Here is a 16,743-nt window from a genome sequence, read left to right as displayed (position 1 = left end):
CGCCGTGCGTTCGTGCCTCCAGGTCTTCGGGCGCAGCGCGGAGCGGCACTGAAGATCCCCGGAGATTCCCCACCATGGCATTCAACAAACGCTCGCAGAACATCACGCAAGGCGTGGCGCGTTCGCCCAACCGTTCGATGTACTACGCCCTCGGCTACAAGAAGGAAGACTTCGACAAGCCGATGGTGGGCATCGCCAACGGCCACTCGACCATCACCCCTTGCAACGCTGGCCTGCAGCGCCTGGCCGATGCGGCCATCGACGCGATCAAGGCCTCGGACGCCAACCCGCAGGTGTTCGGCACCCCGACCATCTCGGACGGCATGTCGATGGGCACCGAGGGCATGAAGTACTCGCTGATCTCGCGTGAAGTCATCGCCGACTGCATCGAGACTGCCGCGCAGGGCCAGTGGATGGACGGGGTGGTCGTGATCGGCGGCTGCGACAAGAACATGCCGGGCGGCATGATCGCGCTGGCGCGCACCAACGTGCCGGGCATCTACGTCTACGGCGGCACCATCAAGCCGGGCAACTGGAAGGGCAAGGACCTGACCATCGTGTCGTCGTTCGAGGCCGTGGGCGAATTCACCGCCGGGCGCATGAGCCAGGAAGACTTCGAGGGCGTGGAAAAGAACGCCTGCCCGTCGACCGGCTCGTGCGGCGGCATGTACACCGCCAACACCATGAGCTCGTCGTTCGAGGCGCTGGGCATGTCGCTGCTGTACTCGTCGACCATGGCCAACCCCGACCAGGAAAAGGTCGACAGCGCCGCCGAATCGGCGCGCGTGCTGGTCGAGGCGATCAAGCAGGACATCAAGCCGCGCGACATTATCACGCGCAAGTCGATCGAGAACGCCGTGGCGCTGATCATGGCCACGGGCGGCTCGACCAACGCCGTGCTGCACTACCTGGCCATCGCCCACGCCGCCGAGGTGGAATGGACCATCGACGACTTCGAGCGCATCCGCCGCAAGGTGCCGGTGATCTGCAACCTGAAGCCGTCGGGCCAGTACGTGGCGACCGACCTGCACAAGGCCGGCGGCATCCCGCAGGTCATGAAGATCCTGCTCAAGGCCGGCATGCTGCATGGCGACTGCCTGACCATCACCGGCCGCACGCTGGCTGAAGAACTGGAAAACGTTCCCGACACCCCGCGTGCCGACCAGGACGTGATCCTGCCGATCGAGAAGGCGCTCTACGCCGAAGGCCACCTGGCCATCCTGAAGGGCAACCTGGCCGAAGAAGGCGCGGTCGCCAAGATCACCGGCCTGAAGAACCCGGTCATCACTGGCCCGGCGCGCGTGTTCGAAGACGAGCAGAGCGCGATGGAAGCGATCCTGGCCGACAAGATCAACGCCGGCGACATCCTGGTGCTGCGCTACCTCGGCCCCAAGGGCGGCCCCGGCATGCCGGAAATGCTGGCCCCGACCTCGGCCATCATCGGCAAGGGGCTGGGCGAATCGGTCGGCTTTATTACCGACGGCCGCTTCTCTGGTGGTACCTGGGGCATGGTGGTTGGCCACGTGGCGCCGGAAGCGTATGTGGGCGGCACGATCGCGCTGGTGCAGGAAGGCGATTCGATCACCATCGATGCGCACAAGCTGTTGCTGCAGCTGAACGTGGCGGATGAAGAACTGGCCAGGCGCCGGGCCAACTGGAAGCAGCCGGCGCCGCGTTATACCCGTGGAGTGCTGGCGAAGTTCTCGAAGCTGGCGTCGACGGCGAGCAAGGGGGCAGTGACGGACTGATCTTCGTCCTGCTCAATAAAAAAGCCTGCGAGCGATCGCAGGCTTTTTTGTTTGCCGACGTCTGTCGAGACCCGCCGGTCCGCTCCAGCCCTTCAGCCGCCGTTAATCCTCCCCCGGCGTCTTCTCGATCTCCTCCAGCGTCGCATCCAGCCATTCCACCAGCCGCGCCTCCAGCGACTGGGTCAGCTCGCTGGCCAGTTGCGCCGTCAGCGGCGCCAGGCGCGACTGCAGCGTGGCTTCGGTATGGGCCGCCACGACCTGCGGCCATTCGGTGCGGAAGCGCATCATCACGCGCGTCAGCAACTCGGTGCGCACGGCGCGCAGGTCGTCCTCGCCCGGGGCGCCGCTATCTGCCGGCATCGCCGATGCCGGCGCGGCGCCTTCGTCCGCCACGGCGTCGCCGGTATCGCCGACATGCATGACCAGGCCCGAATCGGCCATGCCGAAGGTATCGATCACGCCCTCCTGCGCAGCGGCAGCCGGCGCTGCTGTCCCTGCGTCCGGCAGTTCGAAGACCTCGGTCAGCAGCGGGATGCTGTCATTCGGATCGAGCCGCGGGATCACCCGCGAGGTGGTGCGTTCGCTCATGCGGCGTCTCCCTTGGGCTGGCCGATGTCGTGGTGCGTCAGCGGATAGCCGCGTTCGCGGTAGAAACGGTAGCGCTGGCGGCCGGCTTCGCGCGCGGCATCGCCCGCGCCCACTACCTCGATCAGCCGTTCGAAGCTGGCAAACTGCGCCGGGGCCTGGTCTGCCAGGTTGATCAGCAGCTGGTGGTGCGGCACGCCTTCGGTGGTGGCGGCCAGCAGGATCGGCGTGACCGCCGCATTGGGGCTTTCCAGCCCGCAATGGGGCAGGAAATCCAGCGCGGAGAAGGTCCACAGGCGCGCATCCAGGTCCGCCAGCTGCGCCGGCGCCCCGTGGATCACCACCTTCTGCCCGGCGCCGTAGGCCTTGCGGACCAGCCGGCAGACATAGCCGAGCACGTCCGGCACGTTGCTGTGGAAATCGATGCGCGTCATGGACCCTTGCTGCCTCTGTTGCCTGCCGCCGCCATCAGGCCGCGCGGTCCATCAGGAACTGCGCCAGCAGCGGCACCGGGCGGCCGGTGGCCCCCTTGGCCGCGCCGCTCTTCCAGGCGGTGCCGGCGATGTCCAGGTGGGCCCAGTCGTATTTCTCGGTAAAGCGCGAGAGGAAGCACGCCGCCGTCACGCTGCCGGCCGGGCGGCCGCCGATATTGCCCATGTCGGCAAAGTTGGACTTGAGCTGGTCCTGGTACTCGTCGTCCAGCGGCATGCGCCAGGCGGTGTCCATGGCGCGGCGGCCGGCCTGCAGCAGGGCATCGGCAAGCGCGTCGGAGCGCGCGTACAGGCCGCTGTTGATGTGGCCGAGCGCGATGATGCAGGCGCCCGTCAGCGTGGCCACGTCGATCACCGCGGCCGGCTTGAAGCGCTCCACATAGGTCAGCGCGTCGCACAGGATCAGGCGGCCTTCGGCGTCGGTGTTCAGGATCTCGATGGTCTGGCCGGACATGCTGGTGACCACGTCGCCCGGCTTGGTGGCGATGCCGCTGGGCATGTTCTCGCAGGTCGGCACCACGGCGATGACGTTGAGCTTCAGGCCCATCTCGGCCACGGCCTGGATCGTGCCCAGCACCGAGGCGGCGCCGCACATGTCGTACTTCATCTCGTCCATGCCCTCGCCCGGCTTGAGCGAGATGCCGCCGGTATCGAAGGTGATGCCCTTGCCCACCAGCACCACCGGGGCCTGCTTGGCGCCGGCGCCGTCGTAGCGCAGCACGATGAACTGCGGCGGCTCTTCGCTGCCCTTGGTCACGGCCAGGAAGGCCCCCATGTTCAGGGCCTCGATCTGCTTGCGGCCCAGCACCTCGGCCTTGAGCTTGTGGCGCTTGGCAATGCCGCGGGCGGTATTGGCCAGGTAGGTCGGCGTGCAGATATTGGACGGCAGGTTGCCCAGGTCGCGCGTCAGCTCCATGCCGTTGGCGATGGCGGTGCCGCGCACCACGGCCTGGGTGGCGGCGCGGGCATCGCCGGTGTCGACCGCGATCACGACCTTGCGCAGCGAGGACTTGTCGTTGCCGTTGGGCTTGCCGTTGGCATTGGCGCGCTTCAGACCCGGATGGCGCTCCAGCAGCCGATAGCCGGCTTCGCGCACCAGCGTGATGGTGGTGATCACCGCCCAGGCGACATCGCGCTGCTGCGGCGCCTGTTGCGCCAGGCACCACAGGGCCGAGGCCGCACGCGTGGACGACAAGGCACGCACGGCGGTGCGGACCGCGTCGGCAAAGGCCTTGTCGCTGAAATCGGCTTCCTTGCCCAGGCCCACCAGCAGCACGCGCGCGGCGCCCACGCCGGCCACCTCATGCAGCATCAGCTGGGTGCCGCGCTTGCCTTCGAAGTCGCCCTGCTTGACCAGCCGCCCCACCAGGCCCTTGGTGGCCACGTCCAGTGCCTTGGCTACTCCGGCCAGGTTCTGGCCTTCGAACAGGCCGACCACCAGGCAGTCGGTCTTGGTCGCCAGGAAACCATTTTGGCCGGCTTTGCTCCAATCCAAGGCTTTTGTGCTAAATTCCATCGCGCTTCCTTCCAGGGGCTCGTTAGACACGAAAGCCTCCATTATCCGCGATTTTTATCCCGCGACCTGCCGCCGCTGATACGCCCCGGTCACGCTGACAGCATGCTGTGCTGCCAGCCAGCTGTTCTGCCAGGCACCTCGCACGGCACATCGCCCGCTCCGGCCGGCAGCCCGGAACCGAACCCGCATGATCCTTCAACAAGCCCTGCGACGCGAGCTTGCCTACACCGCCGGGGCGGTGTTCCTGGTGATGCTGACCTTCATGCTCACCTCGCTCGTGATCCGCATCCTGGGAATGGCTGCCAGCGGCAAGGCCAGTCCCAACGACGTGCTGATGCTGATCGGCCTGGCCACCATCGGCTACCTGTCGATCCTGCTGTCGGCCACGCTCTTCATCTCCACCCTGATCGTGCTGACGCGCTGGTACAAGGATTCGGAGATGGTGGTGTGGTTCTCGGCGGGCATCTCGCTGCGCGAACTGGTCAAGCCGGTGCTGCAGTTTGCGGCACCCTTCATCGTGCTGGCGCTGCTGCTGGGCATGTTCGCCTGGCCCTGGGCCAACCAGCAGAGCGCGCTGTTCCGCGACCGCTTCGAGCAGCGCGGCGTGATGTCGATGATCGCCGCCGGGCGCTTTATCGAGCCCGCCAAGGCCAACTATGTGCTGTTCATCGAGGGCATCGACGCCGACATGAAGCATGCGCGCAATGTCTTCGTCGCCAACTCCGAGGCCGACAAGATCGGCGTGGCGCTGGCGCACCAGGGCAAGTTCGAGACCATGCCCAACGGCGACCGCCTGGTGGTGATGGAAAACGGCCGCCGCTACTCGGGCATGCCCGGCCAGATCGACTACCGCATCGTCGAGTTCGAACGCTACGCGGTCAAGGTGGACAACAAGGCTCCCGAGTCCGAAGCCAAGCTGCCACCCAAGAGCCGCGACACCATCGAGCTGATCCGCAACCCCACGCGCGAAAACCTGGGCGAGCTGATCTGGCGCATCTCGCTGCCGATCCTGGCCTTCAACTTCGTCATGATCGCAATCCCGCTGGCCTACGTTAACCCGCGCCTGGGCCGCTACACGCCGCTGGTGTTCGCGGTGCTGATCTACCTGACCTACAGCAACCTGATCAACCTGACGCAGTCCTGGGTGCGCTCGGGCGCGATCCCGTTCTGGCTGGCGTGGTGGCCGATCCACCTGGCGGTGTTCCTGGGGGCGCTGCTGCTGTTCCGCTACCGCCAGAACCGCAGCCTGGGCGGGTGGCGCGCCGTGTTCGGCCTGCGCAGGCGTGATGCCGCGGCCACCGGAGGCCGGGCATGAGGATCCTGCGCGTCTATGAACGCTACTTCGGCCGGCTGATCTATGGCGTGTTCGCCTTCATCCTGTTCGCGGTGCTGTCGCTGTTCGTGTTCTTCGACATGCTCAACGAGCTGGAGAACGTCAACAACCAGTACACCTCGCTGGTCGCGCTGTTCCACGTCCTGCTGCAGGCACCCACGCGGGTGTATGAGGTGCTGCCAATCGCGGTGCTGATCAGCGCGATCTATGTGTTCTCGCAGCTGGCCAGCCAGTCCGAGTACACCATCTTCCGCGTGGCCGGCCTGAACACGCGCCAGGCGCTGTTCTCGCTGTTCAAGCTGGCGGTGCCGCTGGCCATCGTGACCTTTATCTTCGGCGAGTTCATCGCCCCCCGCGCCGAGCAGTACGCGCAGAAGATCAAGCTCGAGGCGATCGGCGCAACCGTGTCGTCGGGCTTCCGTTCCGGCGTCTGGGTCAAGGACCGCGACAAGGATGCCGCCACCGGCGGCGGCGAGATCACCCGCTTCGTCAACGTGGCGGGGTTGCGGCCGGACCAGACCATCACCGGCATCACCATGTATGAGTTCGACCCGCAATACCGCCTGCGCATGATCCGCGTGGCGCAGGAGGGGCGCTACCAGGGTGGCCAGTTGTGGGAGCTGCAGGGCGTCAACGAGACCCGCTTCATCGAACTGGCGCCCCCGGCCCAGGGCGCGAAGCCGGCACGCGATTCGCTGGCCCCGGATTTCCGCGCCGAGCAAGTCAAGTTCCCGCGCGTGACCATGCATTCCGAGCTGACGCCGCAAATCCTGTCAGTGCTGCTGGTGACGCCTGAGCGGATGTCGACGCTGGACCTGTTCCGCTATATCCGCCACCTGCGCGACAACAAGCAGGACACGCAGCGCTATGAGATCGCCTTCTGGAAGAAGGTGATCTACCCGCTGACGCTGTTCGTGATGATGGCGCTGGCCCTGCCCTTCGCCTACCTGCACGCCCGTGCCGGCGCCGTCGGCGTGAAAGTGTTCGGGGGCATCATGCTGGGGTTGTCGTTCCACTTGTCGAACACGCTGTTCTCGCACGTCGGCCTGCTGCATACCTGGCCGCCGATCATCTCGGCACTGGTGCCAGGTACGCTCTACCTGATGGTGGCGCTGCTGGCGCTGCGCTGGGTGGACCGGCACTGAGGGGCGGGCTGCCATGACCGCACCCACCCGGGCCCTGGTCCTGTTTGCGCATGGCGCACGCGACGCGCGCTGGCGCGAGCCGTTCGACCGCCTGCAGCAGAAGGTGGCCGCTGCCTTGCCCGGGTGCGAGGTGCGGCTGGCGTTCCTGGAGCTGATGACGCCGGCTCTGCCCGACGCGCTCGCCGACCTGGCAGCGCGCGGCGTGTCCGACGCCACCGTGGTGCCGGTGTTCCTGGGCCAGGGCGGCCACCTGCGGCGCGACCTGCCAGCCTTGCTCGACCAATGCCGGCAAGCGCATCCCGGGCTGCGCATCCATTGCGCGACGGCGGCAGGCGAGGCCGATGCGGTGCTGGATGCAATGGCCGCATACTGCGTTGCCTCAATGCCCGCAAGCGGCCAGCCCTGAGCAGAAATGTGGGCCCCGATGAAAAAAGCCCTGTGCCGGCATGCCGGTACAGGGCTTTTTTCTAGTGGCGCGCAGCGCGCTCAGGCAGCGCGCGGCGTCTGCACGACGGTTTCACCCACGCCTTCGCGCGGCGTTTCGGTAGCCCGCGCAGCCAGCGCCGCCCCGATCATCAGCAGGCTCGGCTGCACCGGATCGATCCAGGCAGCGGCCTCGCCTGCTGCCATTCGGCCCAGCGTGAATTCACGGCTACGCTGCCGCGGCGTGCTGGCGGCTTCCACCACCCACGCCGGCGTCGACGCCGGCTTGCCATGCGCGATCAGCTGCGCGGCAATCGACGCCGCCTGGTCGCGGCCCATGTAGTAGACCAGCGTATCGGCCTTGACCGCCGCTTCGATATCGGCCGAGCCCTCGCCATCCGCAGCCTTCGCCTGCGTGGCAAACGCCACGCTGCGCGACACACCGCGCTTGGTCAGCGGCTTGCTGATCGCCGAAGCAGCCGCCAGCGCCGCAGTGATTCCCGGCACCACTTCATACTCGATGCCAGCGGCTTCCAGCGCCTGCAGCTCCTCGTCGGCACGGCCGAACAGCATCGGGTCGCCGCCCTTCAGGCGCACCACGCGCTCGTACTTGCCGGCCAGGTCGACGATCTGGCGGTTGATGAACAGCTGCGCGGTGGAGCGCTGCCCGCAGCGCTTGCCCACCTCGACCAGCTCGGCCTGCGGACACCAGGCCAGCATCTCCGGCGCCACCAGTGCATCATGCAGCACCACCTGGGCTTCGCCCAAAAGCCGTGCACCGCGCACCGTAATGAGGTCTGCCGCACCGGGGCCTGCCCCGATGAGGAACACCTTGCCGTAAGTCTTCTGCGCCTGCTTGTCCATCTGCTGCCCCTTTCCTGCCGTTACCGATCAGGAGAACGCACGGATCATGCCTGCGGCCACCGTGTGGTTGGTCGCTTCGTCGATCAGCACGAAGGCGCCCGTTGCCGGGTTGTTGCCGTAGGCATCGCACACGATCGGCTTCTGCAGCGAGATCTGCACCGAACCGATGTCGTTCAGGCGGATATCGTGGCGACCGGTCTCGTGCGACAGCGTATGCACGTCCAGCACGCGGTCCACCGCCGACACGCGCGCGAACACGCTGGCCGTGGTGTGCTTGAGCACGTACTTGCGCGCCGGGTTCAGCGATTCGTCGTCGAACCAGCACAGGTCGGCCTGCAGCTTCTTTGCCGAAGCCGTGGTCGCATCGGCGGCAACGAACATATCACCGCGTGATACATCGACGTCCTCGGCCAGGCGCACCGTGACGGTATCGCCGACGTTGGCCGATTCAGCGGCACCATTGGGCGTCAGCACTTCAGCCACCACGGCTTCGCGGTTGGCCGGCAGCACGCGCAGCTTCTGGCCCACGCGCACGGTGCCGGCTTCGATGCGGCCGGCATAGCCGCGGAAGTCGTCCGACTGCGAACCGTCCTGGCGGATCACCAGCTGCACCGGGAAGCGCAGCGCGGCGTCATCCTCGGGTGCGGCCTCTTCCACCGGCAGTTCTTCCAGCAGCGGCAGCAGCGGCTCGCCCTGGTACCAGGCCATGGCATCGCTCTCATGCACGATGTTGTCGCCGCGCAGCGCCGACACCGGCACGTAGCGCACGTCCTTGAGGCCCAGCTGCTCGGCCAGTTCGGTGTAGGCGGTGCGGATCTCGTTGAAGCGCTGTTCGCTGTAGTCGACCAGGTCCATCTTGTTGACGGCAACGATCACGTGCCGGATCTCCAGCAGCTTCAGGATCGCCGAGTGGCGCTTGGTCTGCGCCAGCAGCTCGGCACGGCCGTCGGTGACGGTGACGCGGGTGGCATCGACCAGCACGATGGCCGCGTCCGCGGTCGAGGCGCCGGTGACCATGTTGCGGGTGTACTGCTCGTGGCCCGGGGTATCCGCGATGATGAACTTGCGGCGCGCGGTCGAGAAGTAGCGGTAGGCCACGTCGATGGTGATGCCCTGCTCGCGCTCGGCCTCGAGGCCGTCGGTCAGCAGCGAGAAGTCGATCTGCTCGCCGGCGGTGCGCTTGTTCTTGGCGTTGGCCAGCGCGGTCAGCTGGTCGGACAGCACGGCTTTGCTGTCGTACAGCAGGCGGCCGATCAGCGTGCTCTTGCCGTCGTCGACGGAGCCGGCGGTGATGAAGCGCAGCAGGCCTTGATGGGTTGCTTGGTGAGTCATGTCTGGATCCTTTGCTGCGTGCGGCTTAGAAGTAGCCTTCCTTCTTGCGGCGTTCCATCGAGGCTTCGCTCGTCTGGTCGTCCATGCGGGTGGCGCCGCGCTCGGTGATCTCGGTCACCGCGGTCTCGGCGATGATCGCTTCCGGCGAATCGGCAACGCTGGCCACCGGGCAGGTGCAGCTGATGTCGCCGACGGTACGGAAGCGCACCGACAACACTTCGCTGACATCGCCGTCCTGCTTGGGCGTGATCGGCGTGACCGGCACCAGCAGGCCGTTCTTGCGCACCACTTCGCGCTGGTGGGAATAGTAGATCGGCGGCAGCGCCAGCTTCTCGCGGGCGATGTACTGCCACACGTCCAGCTCGGTCCAGTTCGAGATCGGGAACACGCGCATCTGCTCGCCCTGCGCCATGCGTGCGTTGTACAGGCTCCACAGCTCGGGGCGCTGGGCCTTGGGGTCCCACTGGCCGAACTCGTCGCGGAACGAGAAGATACGCTCCTTGGCGCGGGCCTTCTCTTCGTCGCGGCGGGCGCCGCCCATCAGCGCGTCGAACTGGTGCTCGCCGATGGTTTCCAGCAGCGTCACGGCCTGGGCCGCGTTGCGCGAATCGGTTTCCTTGCGCAGGCGCACGGTGCCGCGCTTGATCGAGTCCTCGACATGGCCCACCACCAGGCGCGCGCCCAGCTCAGCCACGCGCTGGTCGCGGAAGGCGATCACTTCCGGATAGTTGTGGCCGGTGTCGATATGCACCAGCGGGAACGGCAGCTCGATCTTGCGCTCGCCCAGGCGGAAGGCCTTCAGCGCCAGGTGCAGCATCACGATCGAGTCCTTGCCGCCCGAGAACAGCAGCGCCGGGTTGCGGCACTCGGCCACCACCTCGCGGATGATGTAGATCGACTCGGCTTCGAGGCGGTCGAGGTGATCGTTCTGTACTTGCAACAGGTGCGCCACGCTGCTGGTGGCTTCTGCGATGTCGTTCATGATGCCCATTTTGTCCGGCCTCAATGCTTGATGTTCTGTTCGTGAAGCCCGCACTCTTTCGAGTCCTTGCTCTCCCACCACCAACGTCCCGCGCGCACATCCTCGCCCGCGCGCACGGCACGCGTACACGGCTCGCAGCCGATGCTGGGATAGCCCTTGGCGTGCAGGTCATTGATCGGCACGTTGTGGCGCTTCAGGTAAGCCCACACCTCCGGCTCGCTCCAGTCCGCCAGCGGGTTGAACTTGGGGATGCCGCGGGCTTCGTCCAGTTCCTCGAACGGCAGCTCGGCGCGCGTGACCGCCTGCTCGCGGCGCTGGCCGGTCAGCCAGGCGTCGGCGTGCGAGAGCGCGCGGTTGAGCGGCTCGACCTTGCGGATGCCGCAGCATTCCTTGCGCAGCTCGACGCTGTCGTAGAAGGCGTTGAGCCCGTGCTTCTTCAGGTAGTTCTCGACGGCCTCGGCGTCCGGCGTGAACTGCTCGATGCTGTAGCCGTAGTGCGCCTGCACCTTGTCCAGCACCGCCAGCGTCTCGGCGTGCAGGCGCCCGGTCTGCAGCGTGAACACGCGGATGCCGGCGCGCACGGCTTCGGTGCCGCGCAGGATCGCGTCGGTCAGCACCATGTCCTCGGCCGCCAGGCTCGAGGCAAAGCGCGCGCGGAAGAAGCGGCCGGCGATGCCCGCCAGGCGCTCACCCAGCTCGCGCTCCTTCTGCTCCAGCGCGGCAATGCTGCCGGTGTATTCCGGCGCAACCCACAGCGCAGGCGGACGCATCGCCGACGCCGCACCGGCGTCGACCACGGCGATTTCACTCAGCACCGTGCTCATGCCGTTTCCTTCGGTTGCGCGCCAACCTCTGCCCGCGCGCGGCGGAACAGCGGCAGCGGCTCATCCACCGAAGCCTGGTAGGTCACGGTGAACTCGGTGAAGCCCTTGATGGCGTCCTCGATGTTCTTGTCGGCGCGCACCGCGAAGGCATCGAAGCCGCAGCGCTTCATGAAGTTGAGCTGGTCGCGCAGCACGTCGCCGATGGCGCGCAGCTGGCCCTTCCAGTGGTAGCGGGTGCGCAGCAGGTAGGCCGTGGAAAAGCCGCGGCCGTCGCGGAACACCGGGAAGTCCACCGCCACCAGCGCCACGCGCGCGAAATACGCCTCGGCATCGCCCGGCTCGTCTTCCGGGGCCAGCCACACGCCGGTGCGGGCCGCGTCGCGGCCGGCCAGCAGCGCTTCGTTGGCCTTGAACACCGACAGCGGGAACAGCACCGCGTCCTGGCTTTGCACGGCCGCTGCGATCTGCTCGTCGGTCAGCGGCTGCTCGGCGGTGCCGCGCAGCACGGTCCAGGCGTCATCGACGATGACGGGGGCGACGGTAGCGCCATCCTGTTGCAGTTGAATGATCTTTGCCATGTTCAGTCTCCGGTCCTCAGGCTTCAGCGCGCTCGCGCGGCTGCTTGTCGGCATAAACGCGCTCCTTGAACGGGGCGATGCCGATGCGGGACAGGGTTTCGATAAAGCGTTCGTCCTCGATGCGGTTGGCAACGAAGGTGTCGATGATGCGGGTCACCACCTCGGGCATTTCCTCGGCGCTGAACGACGGGCCGATCACCTTGCCCAGCGCGGTCTGGTTGCCCTGGGCGCCGCCCAGCGTGACCTGGTACCACTCCGAACCGTCCTTGTCGACGCCCAGCACGCCGATATTGCCGACGTGGTGGTGGCCGCAGGCGTTGATGCAGCCCGAGATGTTCAGCGAGATCTCGCCCAGGTCATAGACGTAATCGAGGTCGTCGAAGCGGTCCTGGATCGCCTGCGCGATGGGGATCGACTTGGCGTTGGCCAGCGAGCAGAAATCGCCGCCCGGGCAGGCGATGATGTCGGTCAGCAGGCCGATGTTCGGGGTAGCCAGGCCGGCCTTCCTGGCCAGTTGCCAGAGCGCGTACAGGTCCTGCTTCTTCACGTCCGGCAGGATCAGGTTCTGCTCGTGCGCGACGCGCAGCTCGCCGAAGCCGAACTGGTCAGCCAGGTCGGCCACGGCTTCGATCTGCGCGTCGGTGGCGTCCCCCGGGGGCGAGGCCACGCCCGGCTTGGTCGACAGCGTCACCGCGGCGTAGCCCGGCACCTTGTGGCCGTGCACGTTGCGACTGACCCAGCGCGCAAAGGCCTTGTCTTCCAGCAGGTGGTTCTCGTACGAAGCATCGGTGTCGGCCAGCTTTTCATATGCGGGCGGCGTGAAATACTGCGCCACGCGGTCGAACTCGGCCTGCGTCAGCGTGGCCGGGCCGTCCTTGCTGTGCTGCCACTCTTCCTCGACTTCCTGCGCGAACTTCTCTGCGCCGATGGCCTTCACCAGGATCTTGATGCGCGCCTTGTACTTGTTGTCGCGGCGGCCATAGCGGTTGTACACGCGGATGGCCGACTCGACGTAGGACAGCATGTGCTGCCACGGCAGGTCGTCCTTGATGATCGTGCCCAGGATCGGCGTGCGGCCCAGGCCGCCGCCGGCCAGGATGCGCAGGCGCGTTTCGCCTTCGGCGTTCTTGTAGGCGTAGATGCCGATATCGTGCATCTGCACCACGGCGCGGTCATTGGCCGAGGCCGAGATGGCGATCTTGAACTTGCGCGGCAGGAAGGCGAACTCCGGCTGGAAGGTGCTCCACTGGCGCAGCAGCTCGGCCAGCACGCGCGGGTCCACCGACTCGTCCGGCGCGACGCCGGCGAAGTGATCGGTGGTGATGTTGCGCACGCAGTTGCCCGAGGTCTGGATGGCGTGCATCTCGACGCTGGCCAGCTCGGCCAGCACGTCGGGCACGCGCTCCAGCTCCATCCAGTTGTACTGGATGTTCTGGCGCGTGGAGAAGTGGCCATAGCCGCGGTCGTACTCGCGCGCGATATGGCCCAGCTTGCGCATCTGCTTCGACGACAGCAGGCCGTACGGAATCGCCACGCGCAGCATGTAGGCATGGCGCTGCATGTACAGGCCGTTCTGCAGGCGCAGCGGCAGGAATTCTTCCTCGGTCAGCTCGTCGGACAGGCGGCGGCGCACCTGGTCACGGAACTGGGCGACGCGCTCGGCGACGATGCGCTGGTCATATTGGTCGTACTGATACATGGCGGGGTCCGTTCAGTATTCGTTGAATTCAGGAAACGAGCTTGATGGCGACCAGCGTCAGCGTGGTCGCCAGTGCGGCACGCACCAGCCGTTCGGGCAGCGCCCGCGACAGTTGCGCGCCCAGCCAGATGCCGGGGATCGAACCCACCAGCAGCGCCAGCAGCAAATTCCAGTCGACCGTGCCGAGCCATACATGGCCCAGCCCGGCAAGCGCCGTCAGCGGGACGGCGTAGGCAATGTCGGTGCCGGCCACTTCAGCCGGCTTCATATGGGGATACAGCAGCAGGATCAGCGTGGCGCCAACCGCGCCGGCGCCGATCGACGACACCGTCACCAGCACGCCGATCACGGCGCCGACCACGATGGTGGCAATGACCTGGGCGCGGCCGTGCAGCTGGAAGCGCGGATTGCGTTCCAGCCAGGCCAGCATCTGCTTGCGGAACAGCAGCGACAATACGGTCAGCAGCACCGACACGCCGATGGTCAGGCGGATCGCGTGCAGCCACTGGGCGTTGAGCTCGCCGGCGCTCTTCAGCACCAGGATGGCGGCCACAGCCGCCGGCAGGCTGCCGATGCACAGGCGCCGCACCACCTGCCACTGCACATGGCCGTGGGCACGGTGCGCGATGGTGCCGAAGCCCTTGGTGATGGCGGCGAAGGCCAGGTCGGTGCCAACCGCGGTGGCCGGCGAAAAGCCGAACAGCAACGTCAGCAGCGGCGTCATCAACGAGCCCCCACCCACCCCGGTCAGACCGACGAGGACGCCTACAAACAGACCGGAAACCGTATAGGCAACAGACATGGGGGACTCGGTGGGAACCTGGCCCGTGGGTCTCGCATCACAAAGTGGCTGCTGCGAGAGGACGCGCTGAGGGCTGGCCATTAATTAACAAAGTTCGAGAATCGTAATAAACTGGCCTCATACCTCAAACTAATAAGAAGTTGTTTGTTTATACGAACCCAGATATATGAACCTGCACCAGTTTCGCTTCGTGCGTGAGGCCGTCCGGCAGAACTACAACCTGACTGAGGCCGCCAAAGCGCTCTACACGTCACAACCCGGCGTGTCCAAGGCCATCATCGAGCTGGAAGAAGAGCTGGGCGTTGATATCTTTACCCGCCACGGCAAGCGCATCCGCAGCCTGACCGAGCCCGGCCGCCGCATCCTGAGCTCGGTCGAGAAGATCCTGCAGGAGGTGGAAAGCCTGAAGCGCGTCGGTATGGACTATGCGGCACAGGATCAGGGCAACTTCACCATCGCCACCACCCACACCCAGGCGCGCTACGCCCTGCCGCGGGTGATCAGCGAGTTCACCAAGCGCTACCCCAAGGTGCGGCTGTCGATCCAGCAGGGCAACCCGGCGCAGATCGCCGACATGCTGCTGCACGACCAGGCCGATATCGGCATCGCGACCGAAGGCATCTCCGCCGACAAGAACCTCGTGTCGCTGCCGGGCTACCAGTGGACCCATATGGTGATTACGCCACCCGAGCATCCGCTGCTGGACAAGAAGCACCTGGCGCTGGAAGACCTGATGGGCTACCCGCTGATCACCTACGATGCCAACTTTGCCGGCCGGACCAAGATCGACAAGGCCTTCGCGCTGCGCCACCTGGAGCCGGACATCGTGCTGGAGGCCATCGACGCGGACGTGATCAAGACGTACGTGGAGATCGGGCTGGGCGTGGGCATCGTCGCCGGCGTCGCCTATGATGCCGAGCGTGACCGCAACCTGCGCGGCATTTCGGCCGGCCACCTGTTTGGCAGCAACGTGACGCACCTGGCCGTCAAGCAGGGTGCCTACCTGCGCAGCTTTGTCTACACCTTCATCGAGCTGTTCTCGCCGACGCTCAACCGCAAGCTGGTTGAGCAGGCCATGTCCGGCGAACACGAAGCCTACGAACTCTGAGGACGGCCCGCCGCCTCTCCCTATATAAAAAGCAAACCCAACCATGCATCTGCTGCCCATCACGCCCTGCCGGCCGGAGGCCCTGTGAGCGACCTGCCCCGCATTCACTGGACCGAGGACGGCATCGAGCGCAGCGCCGCCTGGCGCTCTGAAGCCGGCCTGCCGCCGCCGCGCCGCGTGATCATCGCCGACGACACCACCAGCGCCGACACCGCCTACCGCCTGGCCTGCGAGGGCACCGCGCTGCTGTGGCGCGGCGACTTCCAGAACGCGCGCCAGCTGCTGCACGCGCTGGCCCGCCGCACCGAGCGCAAGCCCAAGAAGGCCAGCCGCCCCGGCCAGAAAGCCAGGGACAAGGCCAAGGGCGGGGCCGCTTCGCCAATCGAGGCCTTCAACCTGCACCGGCTGGCCCAGTCGCAGCGCGCCCGCACGCTGGGCATGCTGCTGCTGCCGTTCGAGGCCAGCCACGAGGTGCCGCTGCGCCGCGCGCCGGATGTGCGCGACGCCTGCGAACAGGTCTACGGCCCGGCCAGCGAGCCCTACGTGGCGTCGATGCGCGAGTTGCTGGGCATGATCGGCGCCTATGAATGGCGCAAGAAGGGCGTGGAGATCCCGGCGCTGGAAGACCGCATCCACCCCTGGTACGGCGTGTTCTCGCCGGTGCGCGGCGAGTATGTCGACCTGGTCGCGACCGAGCCGCTGCCGGCCAAGACCCTCGCCTTCGATATCGGCACCGGCACCGGCGTGCTGGCCGCGGTGCTGGCCCGCCGCGGCGTGCAGCGCGTGGTCGCCACTGACCAGGACCCGCGCGCGCTGGCCTGCGCGCGCGAGAACATCGCGCAGCTTGGCTACGCCGGGGAGGTCGAAATCGTGCAGGCCGACCTGTTCCCCGAAGGCCGGGCGCCGCTGGTGGTGTGCAACCCGCCCTGGGTGCCGGCCCGGCCCAGCTCGCCGGTCGAGCGCGCGGTCTACGACCCTGACAGCGCCATGCTGCGCGGCTTCCTGCAGGGGCTGGCCGAGCATCTGGCGCCGGGCGGCGAAGGCTGGCTGCTGCTGTCGGACCTGGCCGAGCATCTCGGCCTGCGCCCGCGCGAGGAACTGATGGGCTGGATCGACGCCGCCGGGCTGAAGGTGCTGGGCCGTTCCGATATCCGCCCGCGCCACCCGCGCGCGACGGATGCTGCCGACCCGCTGCACGCGGCGCGTTCCGCCGAGGTGACCACGCTCTGGCGCCTGGGCGTGCGCTGACCGGCACGGCCGCGGCGGGGCGCAGGCGTGCCCCGGCGGCCGAGTTCGGCTATCCTTCCCGTCAC

General features: G+C 66.9%; 16 protein-coding genes. 6 read left to right on the top strand and 10 right to left on the bottom strand.

Annotated elements, in window-relative coordinates; genetic code table 11:
* The first annotated feature begins 74 nt into the window (after positions 1 to 74).
* Positions 75 to 1,748 (top strand): dihydroxy-acid dehydratase, encoded by a 1,674-nt coding sequence (gene ilvD, locus AC3WQZ_RS12900; protein ID WP_010814934.1) that lies wholly within the window; start codon positions 75 to 77, stop codon positions 1,746 to 1,748.
* Between the two features lie 102 nt (positions 1,749 to 1,850).
* On the opposite strand, the gene AC3WQZ_RS12895 is transcribed toward ilvD, so the two are convergent.
* From AC3WQZ_RS12895 to AC3WQZ_RS12885, 3 genes are read right to left on the bottom strand one after another with little or no spacing between them, the layout of a single operon-like run.
* Positions 1,851 to 2,336: a hypothetical protein gene (locus tag AC3WQZ_RS12895; RefSeq protein ID WP_010814935.1), complete on the bottom strand. Its 486-nt coding sequence runs from the start codon at positions 2,334 to 2,336 to the stop codon at positions 1,851 to 1,853.
* Entirely contained in the window at positions 2,333 to 2,767 is a 435-nt protein-coding gene (locus AC3WQZ_RS12890; protein ID WP_010814936.1) for a DNA polymerase III subunit chi, read from the bottom strand. The genes AC3WQZ_RS12895 and AC3WQZ_RS12890 overlap by 4 nt, the downstream gene beginning before the upstream one ends.
* 34 nt (positions 2,768 to 2,801) lie before the next feature.
* Positions 2,802 to 4,340 carry a leucyl aminopeptidase gene (locus tag AC3WQZ_RS12885; protein ID WP_454749639.1) on the bottom strand — a complete coding sequence of 513 codons (1,539 nt, stop codon included), beginning with the start codon at positions 4,338 to 4,340 and terminating at the stop codon, positions 2,802 to 2,804.
* 187 nt (positions 4,341 to 4,527) lie between these two features.
* On the opposite strand from AC3WQZ_RS12885, the gene lptF reads away from it, so the two are divergent.
* Genes lptF through AC3WQZ_RS12870 form a run of 3 tightly spaced genes read left to right on the top strand, consistent with a single transcriptional unit; the run spans position 4,528 to position 7,224 of the window.
* Positions 4,528 to 5,655 (top strand): LPS export ABC transporter permease LptF, encoded by a 1,128-nt coding sequence (lptF, locus tag AC3WQZ_RS12880; protein ID WP_011615947.1) that lies wholly within the window; start codon positions 4,528 to 4,530, stop codon positions 5,653 to 5,655.
* Positions 5,652 to 6,818, top strand: coding sequence for an LPS export ABC transporter permease LptG (gene lptG / locus AC3WQZ_RS12875; RefSeq protein WP_010814939.1), 1,167 nt, complete (start codon positions 5,652 to 5,654; stop codon positions 6,816 to 6,818). The genes lptF and lptG overlap by 4 nt, the downstream gene beginning before the upstream one ends.
* Positions 6,819 to 6,831: 13 nt before the next feature.
* Entirely contained in the window at positions 6,832 to 7,224 is a 393-nt protein-coding gene (locus AC3WQZ_RS12870) for a sirohydrochlorin chelatase (protein ID WP_010814940.1), read from the top strand.
* Between the two features lie 80 nt (positions 7,225 to 7,304).
* Here AC3WQZ_RS12870 and cobA read toward each other — a convergent pair whose 3' ends face one another.
* From cobA to AC3WQZ_RS12835, 7 genes are read right to left on the bottom strand one after another with little or no spacing between them, the layout of a single operon-like run.
* Complete coding sequence (cobA, locus tag AC3WQZ_RS12865) at positions 7,305 to 8,105, bottom strand: uroporphyrinogen-III C-methyltransferase (protein ID WP_492300667.1); 801 nt, start codon at positions 8,103 to 8,105, stop codon at positions 7,305 to 7,307.
* 27 nt (positions 8,106 to 8,132) lie between these two features.
* Entirely contained in the window at positions 8,133 to 9,437 is a 1,305-nt protein-coding gene (locus AC3WQZ_RS12860; RefSeq protein WP_492300665.1) for a sulfate adenylyltransferase subunit 1, read from the bottom strand.
* 25 nt (positions 9,438 to 9,462) lie between these two features.
* Positions 9,463 to 10,428: a sulfate adenylyltransferase subunit CysD gene (cysD, locus tag AC3WQZ_RS12855; RefSeq protein ID WP_010814943.1), complete on the bottom strand. Its 966-nt coding sequence runs from the start codon at positions 10,426 to 10,428 to the stop codon at positions 9,463 to 9,465.
* A gap of 11 nt (positions 10,429 to 10,439) precedes the next feature.
* On the bottom strand, positions 10,440 to 11,243 hold the full coding sequence (locus tag AC3WQZ_RS12850) for a phosphoadenylyl-sulfate reductase (RefSeq protein ID WP_492300663.1): 804 nt from the start codon (positions 11,241 to 11,243) through the stop codon (positions 10,440 to 10,442).
* Positions 11,240 to 11,821 carry a DUF934 domain-containing protein gene (locus AC3WQZ_RS12845; RefSeq protein WP_492298988.1) on the bottom strand — a complete coding sequence of 194 codons (582 nt, stop codon included), beginning with the start codon at positions 11,819 to 11,821 and terminating at the stop codon, positions 11,240 to 11,242. Before AC3WQZ_RS12845 ends, AC3WQZ_RS12850 begins: the two co-directional genes overlap by 4 nt.
* A 16-nt stretch (positions 11,822 to 11,837) precedes the next feature.
* Positions 11,838 to 13,520 (bottom strand): nitrite/sulfite reductase, encoded by a 1,683-nt coding sequence (locus tag AC3WQZ_RS12840; RefSeq protein ID WP_010814946.1) that lies wholly within the window; start codon positions 13,518 to 13,520, stop codon positions 11,838 to 11,840.
* Positions 13,521 to 13,548: 28 nt separating this feature from the next.
* Entirely contained in the window at positions 13,549 to 14,322 is a 774-nt protein-coding gene (locus AC3WQZ_RS12835) for a sulfite exporter TauE/SafE family protein (protein WP_010814947.1), read from the bottom strand.
* Between the two features lie 166 nt (positions 14,323 to 14,488).
* Between AC3WQZ_RS12835 and AC3WQZ_RS12830 the strand changes: the two genes are divergently transcribed.
* Positions 14,489 to 15,430 carry a CysB family HTH-type transcriptional regulator gene (locus AC3WQZ_RS12830; RefSeq protein ID WP_010814948.1) on the top strand — a complete coding sequence of 314 codons (942 nt, stop codon included), beginning with the start codon at positions 14,489 to 14,491 and terminating at the stop codon, positions 15,428 to 15,430.
* A gap of 84 nt (positions 15,431 to 15,514) precedes the next feature.
* Positions 15,515 to 16,678, top strand: a complete 1,164-nt coding sequence (locus AC3WQZ_RS12825) for a methyltransferase (protein ID WP_010814949.1) — start codon at positions 15,515 to 15,517, stop codon at positions 16,676 to 16,678.
* Positions 16,679 to 16,743: the final 65 nt, after the last annotated feature.

Source organism: Cupriavidus sp. FW305-26 (assembly GCF_058787975.1).
The sequence above is the reverse complement of the archived record's forward strand: the minus strand, read 5'-3'. Positions and strand labels throughout refer to the sequence as shown.

What these genes read in the sequence shown, in the direction of transcription:
- AC3WQZ_RS12835 (WP_010814947.1), bottom strand. Translation starts at nt 14,322, where the DNA reads ATGTCTGTTGCCTATACGGTTTCCGGTCTGTTTGTAGGCGTCCTCGTC.
- cobA (WP_492300667.1), bottom strand. Translation starts at nt 8,105, where the DNA reads ATGGACAAGCAGGCGCAGAAGACTTACGGCAAGGTGTTCCTCATCGGG.
- ilvD (WP_010814934.1), top strand. Translation starts at nt 75, where the DNA reads ATGGCATTCAACAAACGCTCGCAGAACATCACGCAAGGCGTGGCGCGT.
- AC3WQZ_RS12895 (WP_010814935.1), bottom strand. Translation starts at nt 2,336, where the DNA reads ATGAGCGAACGCACCACCTCGCGGGTGATCCCGCGGCTCGATCCGAAT.
- lptF (WP_011615947.1), top strand. Translation starts at nt 4,528, where the DNA reads ATGATCCTTCAACAAGCCCTGCGACGCGAGCTTGCCTACACCGCCGGG.
- AC3WQZ_RS12830 (WP_010814948.1), top strand. Translation starts at nt 14,489, where the DNA reads ATGAACCTGCACCAGTTTCGCTTCGTGCGTGAGGCCGTCCGGCAGAAC.
- AC3WQZ_RS12845 (WP_492298988.1), bottom strand. Translation starts at nt 11,821, where the DNA reads ATGGCAAAGATCATTCAACTGCAACAGGATGGCGCTACCGTCGCCCCC.
- AC3WQZ_RS12890 (WP_010814936.1), bottom strand. Translation starts at nt 2,767, where the DNA reads ATGACGCGCATCGATTTCCACAGCAACGTGCCGGACGTGCTCGGCTAT.
- AC3WQZ_RS12885 (WP_454749639.1), bottom strand. Translation starts at nt 4,340, where the DNA reads ATGGAATTTAGCACAAAAGCCTTGGATTGGAGCAAAGCCGGCCAAAAT.
- AC3WQZ_RS12850 (WP_492300663.1), bottom strand. Translation starts at nt 11,243, where the DNA reads ATGAGCACGGTGCTGAGTGAAATCGCCGTGGTCGACGCCGGTGCGGCG.
- AC3WQZ_RS12860 (WP_492300665.1), bottom strand. Translation starts at nt 9,437, where the DNA reads ATGACTCACCAAGCAACCCATCAAGGCCTGCTGCGCTTCATCACCGCC.
- AC3WQZ_RS12870 (WP_010814940.1), top strand. Translation starts at nt 6,832, where the DNA reads ATGACCGCACCCACCCGGGCCCTGGTCCTGTTTGCGCATGGCGCACGC.
- AC3WQZ_RS12840 (WP_010814946.1), bottom strand. Translation starts at nt 13,520, where the DNA reads ATGTATCAGTACGACCAATATGACCAGCGCATCGTCGCCGAGCGCGTC.
- cysD (WP_010814943.1), bottom strand. Translation starts at nt 10,428, where the DNA reads ATGGGCATCATGAACGACATCGCAGAAGCCACCAGCAGCGTGGCGCAC.
- lptG (WP_010814939.1), top strand. Translation starts at nt 5,652, where the DNA reads ATGAGGATCCTGCGCGTCTATGAACGCTACTTCGGCCGGCTGATCTAT.